Annotated in this window: 5 protein-coding genes and 4 pseudogenes; 4 read left to right on the forward strand and 5 right to left on the reverse strand. The window is 50.9% G+C overall.

The features are described 5' to 3' along the window. The 3 genes and pseudogenes from QZ506_RS14040 to QZ506_RS14050 form a co-directional block, all read right to left on the reverse strand. A pseudogene (locus QZ506_RS14040) lies at positions 1–167 on the reverse strand (IS1 family transposase); the annotation flags it as partial. Then, positions 157–315 (reverse strand): IS1 family transposase, encoded by a 159-nt coding sequence (locus QZ506_RS14045; RefSeq protein WP_291971853.1) that lies wholly within the window; start codon positions 313–315, stop codon positions 157–159. The pseudogene QZ506_RS14040 and the gene QZ506_RS14045, both read right to left, overlap by 11 nt. 54 nt (positions 316–369) lie before the next feature. Next, positions 370–1368: pseudogene (locus QZ506_RS14050) on the reverse strand (mannitol dehydrogenase family protein); the annotation flags it as partial. Between the two features lie 401 nt (positions 1369–1769). Here QZ506_RS14050 and uxuA point away from each other — a divergent pair. Then, a pseudogene (uxuA, locus tag QZ506_RS14055) lies at positions 1770–2960 on the forward strand (mannonate dehydratase). Between the two features lie 288 nt (positions 2961–3248). Here the strand turns inward: uxuA and QZ506_RS14065 are convergent. Together QZ506_RS14065 and QZ506_RS14070 are read right to left on the reverse strand one after the other, a co-directional pair. Beyond that, positions 3249–3881 (reverse strand): annotated as a pseudogene (locus QZ506_RS14065) (HlyD family efflux transporter periplasmic adaptor subunit); the annotation flags it as partial. A gap of 292 nt (positions 3882–4173) precedes the next feature. After that, complete coding sequence (locus tag QZ506_RS14070; protein WP_291971855.1) at positions 4174–4770, reverse strand: hypothetical protein; 597 nt, start codon at positions 4768–4770, stop codon at positions 4174–4176. A gap of 168 nt (positions 4771–4938) precedes the next feature. Here QZ506_RS14070 and QZ506_RS14075 point away from each other — a divergent pair, with 168 nt between their 5' ends. Genes QZ506_RS14075 through QZ506_RS14085 form a run of 3 tightly spaced genes read left to right on the forward strand, consistent with a single transcriptional unit; the run spans position 4939 to position 6522 of the window. Then, complete coding sequence (locus QZ506_RS14075) at positions 4939–5187, forward strand: helix-turn-helix domain-containing protein (RefSeq protein WP_291971859.1); 249 nt, start codon at positions 4939–4941, stop codon at positions 5185–5187. Positions 5188–5189: 2 nt separating this feature from the next. Next, positions 5190–5909 carry a DNA-binding protein gene (locus QZ506_RS14080; RefSeq protein ID WP_291971856.1) on the forward strand — a complete coding sequence of 240 codons (720 nt, stop codon included), beginning with the start codon at positions 5190–5192 and terminating at the stop codon, positions 5907–5909. After that, entirely contained in the window at positions 5884–6522 is a 639-nt protein-coding gene (locus tag QZ506_RS14085; RefSeq protein ID WP_291971857.1) for a transposase family protein, read from the forward strand. The genes QZ506_RS14080 and QZ506_RS14085 overlap by 26 nt, the downstream gene beginning before the upstream one ends. Positions 6523–6830: the final 308 nt, after the last annotated feature.

Consider the following 6830-nt stretch of genomic DNA (forward strand, 5'->3'; position numbering starts at 1 on the left):
CGCGTTCGATGTAAGTACCGATGATCCTGTCGTGCATTTCGGATGATTTTGAATATCCGAGCGTCTTGCGATTGAGCCGTTGCAATCGGTTACGCAGTGTCAGATGTGCACGCTCAATACGCTGTGTATACAGCTTGCTAACAATGTGTTTTACTTTTAGGAAGTTCGTCGTTGTAAGCCCTGTAGCCATCCGTGTTTGCATGACTGACGACGGTAACGCTGATGGCCACTTTTGCCATAACCGTGTTCTTTCACAGGAGATGTCTGTTCACAAAACGGGCATCTTACATCAACTTTAGCCACTGTATTCCACATCCAAAACCGGACATTTCACACTGCAATCAACATATTGAATACACGACCCGCACGACGGTAATGGGCATCCGCCATACAGTCATTAATATGTTCGTAACCGGCCAGATACCCAAGATAAGCCAGGAAGGAGTGGCTACCGTTGAGAATGCGCAGCTTCATCTCTTCGAACGGAAGAACGTCATCCACCAACTGTGCGCCAGCCACTTCCCATTGTGCGCGCCCCGCAACAAAGTTGTCTTCCACCACCCATTGAATGAAGGGTTCGCAAGCGATGCCTACAGGATCGGTGATGCCAATGGCCTGCTCCACTTCAGCCAGCTTTTCCGGCGTGGCGGCAGGTACGATGCGGTCCACCATGGTGTTGGTGAAAGTGACATTGGCCGCGATCCATTCCGCCAGCTCTGTGCTGCGCAGCTGTGCCAGCTCCAGCACCGCGCGTTTCACCACGTTGCCGTTTTCCGGCATGTTATCGCAAGAAAGCACGGTAAACGGTTTCAGACCACGCTCACGACGCATGCGCAGTGCTTCTACCAGCAGACTCGGTGCAGAAGCAGGCGCGGTCGGCAATTCCAAATCTTGCTTGATCAGCGGGTTATTGATGTCTACGCTGCCGCTGGTATGATCGATGCAGTAGCCTTTCTCGGTAACCGTCAGGGAAACAATGTTAACGTGTGGCTCTGCCAGTTTTTCCACCACGGCGTAGATACCTTCCAGACGTGCATGCAGCGATTCGTGGACCGAACCGATAACGATGGCCTGACTGCCTTCTGCCCCTTTTTCCAGCACGGTATAGCGGTGGTCCTGCTCACGCAGTTGGCTAATCAGGCTTTCACCGCCAAACAAGATCACTTCACAGTATCCCCAGTCACCGCCTTGCTGACTCAGAACGCGGTCGGTAAGCAGTGCCTGATGCGCACGGTGAAACGCCCCAAAGCCGATGTGCACCATGCTGCTTGTGAGTGCATTACGATCGTACTGGGGTTGGCGTACTGCCTCTGGTAGCGGTGTGTTGGCAAGGGTGGCGTAATGCGTTGCGGTGGTCGACGTTGTCATAACAATATCACTGAGTACGGTAGGCCATCATGCGCTAGCGCGTTCACTCGCACTTGACGGTGGAGATTGTAGGAGAGTAAGGTGAAAGTGGCCTGACCGAATAATGTAAAAAGACGCTTTGGTATAAAGTTTCACGGCAAAACTGTACTTGTTTCCACGTAAAAAGCCAATTTATTTGTCCAAAAAGCATTATTTTGGTGATATTGGTCAACCTATTTTGTTTTATTGTTGGTGCTTTTCACTGGCTGGTGTAGGCTGTCATTGAAATGATAAACAAAATTGGTCGGACTGTTTATCGCTTTGGTTGATGAGAATGATGACCTATCGTCCCGTAGCGATTGCCGTGGACCGGGAACAGCGCAAGCGATGATTTTACAAGTTATTGATTAATGGTAATAAAGATGGAACAAACCTGGCGTTGGTATGGCCCGAACGATCCTGTCTCTCTGGACGATGTCCGTCAGGCTTGGGAGACGGGTGTGGTGACCGCGTTGCACCACATTGCGAATGGCTAAGTCTGGACAGTTGAAGAGATCGAAAAGCGTAAAGCCGAATTGAAAGCCAAAGGTCTGGTGTGATAGGTAGTCGAGAGTGTACCGATCCATGAAGATATCAAAACGCAAACCGGTCGCTATCAGCACTATATTGCTAGCTACCAGCAGTCACTGCGCAATCTGGCGCAGTGCGGCATCGACACCGTGTGCTACAACTTTATGCCTATTTTGGACTGGACGCGTACCGACCTGGAATACCAACTGCCGGACGGCTCCAAAGCGCTGCGCTTTGATCAAATCGCTTTTGCGGCGTTTGAATTGTATATTCTCAAACGTGAGGGTGCAAAGAACGATTACACCGAAGAAGAGCAGGTGCAGGCCGCCGCTTACTTTGAAGCCATGACCGAAGCGGATATCGCGCGTTTGACCGGCAATATCATCGCCGGTCTGCCTGGGGCGGAAGAAGGTTATACTCTCGAGCAGTTCCGTGCGCGTCTGGCGAAATATGACGGCATTGACCATAGCAAGCTGCGTGAACACCTGGGCTACTTCCTTAAGCAAATCGTGCCGGTTGCCGAAGAAGCAGGTATCAGCATGGCGATCCACCCGGACGATCCGCCGCGTCCGATTCTGGGGTTGACACGCGTGGTGTCCACCATTGAAGATATGCAATGGATGAAGGATACCGTGGATACTATACACAACGGTTTCACCATGTGCACCGGCTCTTACGGTGTGCGTGCGGATAACGATCTGGTCAAGATCATCGAAACCTTTGGCGATAGCATCCACTTCACCCACCTGTGTGCGACCTGTCGCGAGCAGAACCCGAAAACCTTCCACGAAGCGGCGCATCCGGGCGGCGACGTGAATATGGTGGCAGTGGTGAAAGCGGTCCTGACGGAAGAATCACGCCGTAAAGCTGCGGGCGATCTGCGTCCGATTCCGATGCGTCCTGACCACGGTCACCAGATGCTCGACGATCTGAAGAAGAAAACCAATCCCGGTTATTCGGCTATTGGCCGTCTGAAAGGGCTGGCGGAAGTGCGCGGCGTAGAGCTGGCGCTCAAGCAAGTATTCTTCCCTGAACTGCTGTAATACGGCAGCTTCACCGTAGCAATACGCTCAAGAGGCGCTAGCGTTCACGCAGCGCCTCATTCACTTTATTCAGTGGCTTGATTAAGTAATCGAGTACGCTTTTTTGCACGGTTTTAATGGCTTTGTTGAATAAATAGATATTATGCTGCGTAGCCATAAAGGCTGCGGATTCCCTTGACGTAAAATCAGTATGTTAAATCCAGAGCGTGGTGATGCATCCCGGAGCGATCGGCATTTTAATCCAAAACAGGCGTGTCATAACAGCATTATTCCCTATTATTCAACAAAGCCGGTTTTAATCTCCACATTGACCATCATGCCGGGAACAATGGCAAACCGGTCGCCGTTTTTATTGGTCAACCAACTCTCCAGAGTGCGCACATAAACCCGGTAATAATACTGATCGCGCCGTACTTCATCTTGCAACGTATCTGGTGAAACGCTTTCTACTTCGCCGTTGAGATCGCCATAACTCGATGAGTCATAGGCGGTAATTTTAACAATGGCAGGCAATCCAAGGCGGATATACGCGATATCGCGCGGGTTGACGCGGGTTTCAATCAGCAGTTTGTCTTCCAGCGGTACGATTTCCATCAACTTGCCGCCGGGTTACAGTACGCCGCCGACGGTGGTGACCTGAATATCTTTGACGATACAGCGCACAGTGGAGGTGAGTGTGGCGCGCCGTAGCTGGTCGGCCTTGCCGTTGACCACTTCCAACTGTGCTTCCAGATCGGCGTTATTTTTTACCTGCTCTTCGCGCGCCCTGACTGCATACAGATTGCGTGCTTCATCGATCTTACCGCGGATTTCACTGATTTGTCGCCGCAGACGGATCACTTCAACTGCACTGGCCGCGCCGCGTGCCACCAGCGGTTCGGTCATTTTCAATTCCTGCTCTACCAGTCGCATGGACTGTTTATGGGGGGGGTAATCATTTTGATACTGATCGTGCACGCCTCAAGCAAGCCGACAGCCTTTGACTGGCGCGGCATTGGTCGAAATATGGGGTTTGATACCCGTCGCGAAAAAATGATTCAAAACTGATTTTTCGAACGGTATTTGATACTCGAATGATTGCTACTTGTGTGAATTTGAACTGCGTTTAAATCGTTTTGAATTTCGTTTAACAAAGTAGCTAATCTGTTGACCTGGCTCAATGTACGCATAAGCTTATGCAACTACATCTAACCAAAGCGCAGTCTACGATTACTTAGCCTACTTTCTTATTGGATGCTAGGCTCTGGGGGAGCGCTTCGCCAGGATTATCGGCACCACACTCTCTAGCCTCAGCGTCATCGTGATCCATATCCTCTGGCGTTCTATGCTGAATGCCTAATATCTTCTCTTTCACCACACGATCCATCTTCAGCAACTTAATATTATCTTCGTCAAGCAGATAAAGGGCTGTTTCAATGCCTTTACGGGCCAGAACCTCAAAGAGAGCCTGCTTTTCATCTGACGATAGCGTCCCAAACAGAGCTAGTAGCTTTAAATCAATATCGTTCAAAGATGAGTTTTTACGTTCAAATACAGTGTTCTTTGTGTTCTTTTTGGGGGCCTCACCTTCACCGCTAACCAACCAGCGAACGCTGACTCCTTCGCGCTCCGCAATCTGTCTTAGTAGCATTTCTCTGGGCACAGGTGCTTGCTCTCTTCGCTTGTAATAATTTTGCAGCGTATTGATGTTTATCCCCCATGCAGCCGCCGCCTCTGCTCTGGAGCCATAACGCTCAACCAGCTTGAAAATTCTCTCGATGATAGGTTCTTTTGCATCATTAACAAAAGAACGTTCAAGTTCTTTACTCATGAAACGTTCCTTTCTTTCTATCTATATTATTGAATATATTTGAAAAAAATAAAATTAACACAAAAACATATAAAGAACTTTTATAGGTTCTTTATGTGTTCTTATGCTTTATCCGTAGAGATAACCACGCGGTTATCCGCACGAGTAACTTTTTAGGATAGATGAATGATGAATAGAAAAGAAGAGCGGGTTGTCGATTGGCACCCTGAAATCATCAAAGCGGAGATCCACCGACGCGGATTGTCGTTCCGTACTCTGTCTCTCCAGGCGGGTTACAGCAAAGATTCACTCAAAAGCGTTTTGCGCACGCCATGCAAGCCTTATCAGCAGATCGTCGCAGATTCACTGGGGGTAATATCGGAAGAGATCTGGCCCAGCCGTTACCAGACTGAAAGTTATATTCAGAGGGCTTCGTAACCATGTTTGTTGTTGCTAAAGACTTAGTGGGCATCCCCGGACTTCCCGCAACAACTAAAGGGGTACGGGAAGCACTGTTTCGGTTATCCAGTGGCCATCCTGATTTTGTGCGGAAGCGTGAAGGTACCAAAGCCTTCGAGTACCACGTTGATTGCCTGCCGGACGCTGCTCGTGAAGCCGTTCAGGCCCGTTTAGCGCGTCAGTTGCTGGCACAGTCGGCTTCCATTCCGGTAAAAACGACCGCCAGAGGCGAGCTGGACACTGGAGCCGGTGGCGAGAAAGTGCAGCGCGAGCTGGCGCTGTACCGCAAATACCCGGCCCTGCAGGAGAAGAAGCTGCGCGAACTGACCGACAGCCAGAAAGCGGTTGGTGATGCCCGGATGGTGCTGGTTCAGGAGGTATTACCCCTGATGGACAGTAGCGAAAACGGTGGTCCCGGCATGAAGCGCAAGCAGGCCGTTGAGTTTATTGCAGCCGCCTCTGTTGAAGGGACACTTCCGGATTACGTGCAACGTGCCGCCGATATCGCCAATGCCCGCAAGGGAGCCACCCGTGTCGGAGTCAGTGTGCCAACACTTCAGCGCTGCCTGTCAGCCTGGATGGCGGCAGATACGGTTGGTGAACGTATGGCGCTGCTGGCACCGGGTAAGGTCAGCAAAAAAAGAAGTATTCCAATATTCATGGATGCCGGACTTCATGCGCTTCTGGCACGATACCAATAAACCCACCGTCATGATGGCATACGAGAAGTTTGCGAAGTGGTGGGTTGAACAGTACGGAGACAACGAGATCATGTTATCCATGCTACCGAAGGTCGATACAGTGCGCTATGCGCTGGACAAACTGCCTGTTGCCGAGCGCGAGCGCGAGCGCGGACGTGCAACCGGCTCCGACTACAAGAAGTATTTGCCGTTCGTGCGCCGCGACTGGTCTGTTATTCCGGTTAACGGCGTGTGGTTCGGCGATGGTCACGGCATGAAGATGGAAGTGATTAACCCCGAAACGGGCAAGCCATTCAGGCCAGAGATTACGCTGGTGATTGACGCCCGCACCCGCGTGGTGGTGGGCTGGAGTCTGGCCATGTCCGAGAGTCAGGTTGCCGTAGGTGACGCCATCCGTAACGCAGTATCACGTTACGGCGTACCGCTGATGTATTACTCCGATAATGGCGGCGGTGAAAAGAACGCGGTATTTGATGCCGATATTACCGGTATTTTCTCCCGCCTCGGTATTGAGCATCCTACCGGTATTCCGGGTAATCCACAGGGGCGCGGTATTATTGAACGTCTTAACCAGGAAATACCGAAGCGGGCAGCGATGGCCTTTGGCTCCTAGGTGGGTATATCTGGTGACCGGGAGGCGCAACGTAAGTACCTAAAAGCGGTGGATTCAGCGGTCAATGCGCTGGAGAAAGGTAAGCCCCTGAATGAAGTACAGGCCTCGGCTATGCGCAAGGTGCCGACGATGGAGCAGCTGGTCGCAGAGATTGAGCGACAGATAGAACGGGGCTTTGTTGAATAAATAGAACTTTTGGGTAATCATCGGAGCAGATCACCACAGTTGTTTCAAAATCAGGTCTCCATGGCAAAACAAAATTTTAAAATCACCAACTGGCCCTCTTATAACAAGGCCCTCAAGCAGCG

The sequence above is a fragment of the Candidatus Symbiopectobacterium sp. genome (assembly GCF_020054415.1).
Classification (GTDB): Bacteria; Pseudomonadota; Gammaproteobacteria; order Enterobacterales; family Enterobacteriaceae; genus Symbiopectobacterium.

What these genes read in the sequence shown, in the direction of transcription:
- QZ506_RS14080 (WP_291971856.1), top strand. Translation starts at nt 5,190, where the DNA reads ATGTTTGTTGTTGCTAAAGACTTAGTGGGCATCCCCGGACTTCCCGCA.
- QZ506_RS14085 (WP_291971857.1), top strand. Translation starts at nt 5,884, where the DNA reads ATGCGCTTCTGGCACGATACCAATAAACCCACCGTCATGATGGCATAC.
- QZ506_RS14075 (WP_291971859.1), top strand. Translation starts at nt 4,939, where the DNA reads ATGAATAGAAAAGAAGAGCGGGTTGTCGATTGGCACCCTGAAATCATC.
- QZ506_RS14045 (WP_291971853.1), bottom strand. Translation starts at nt 315, where the DNA reads ATGTGGAATACAGTGGCTAAAGTTGATGTAAGATGCCCGTTTTGTGAA.
- QZ506_RS14070 (WP_291971855.1), bottom strand. Translation starts at nt 4,770, where the DNA reads ATGAGTAAAGAACTTGAACGTTCTTTTGTTAATGATGCAAAAGAACCT.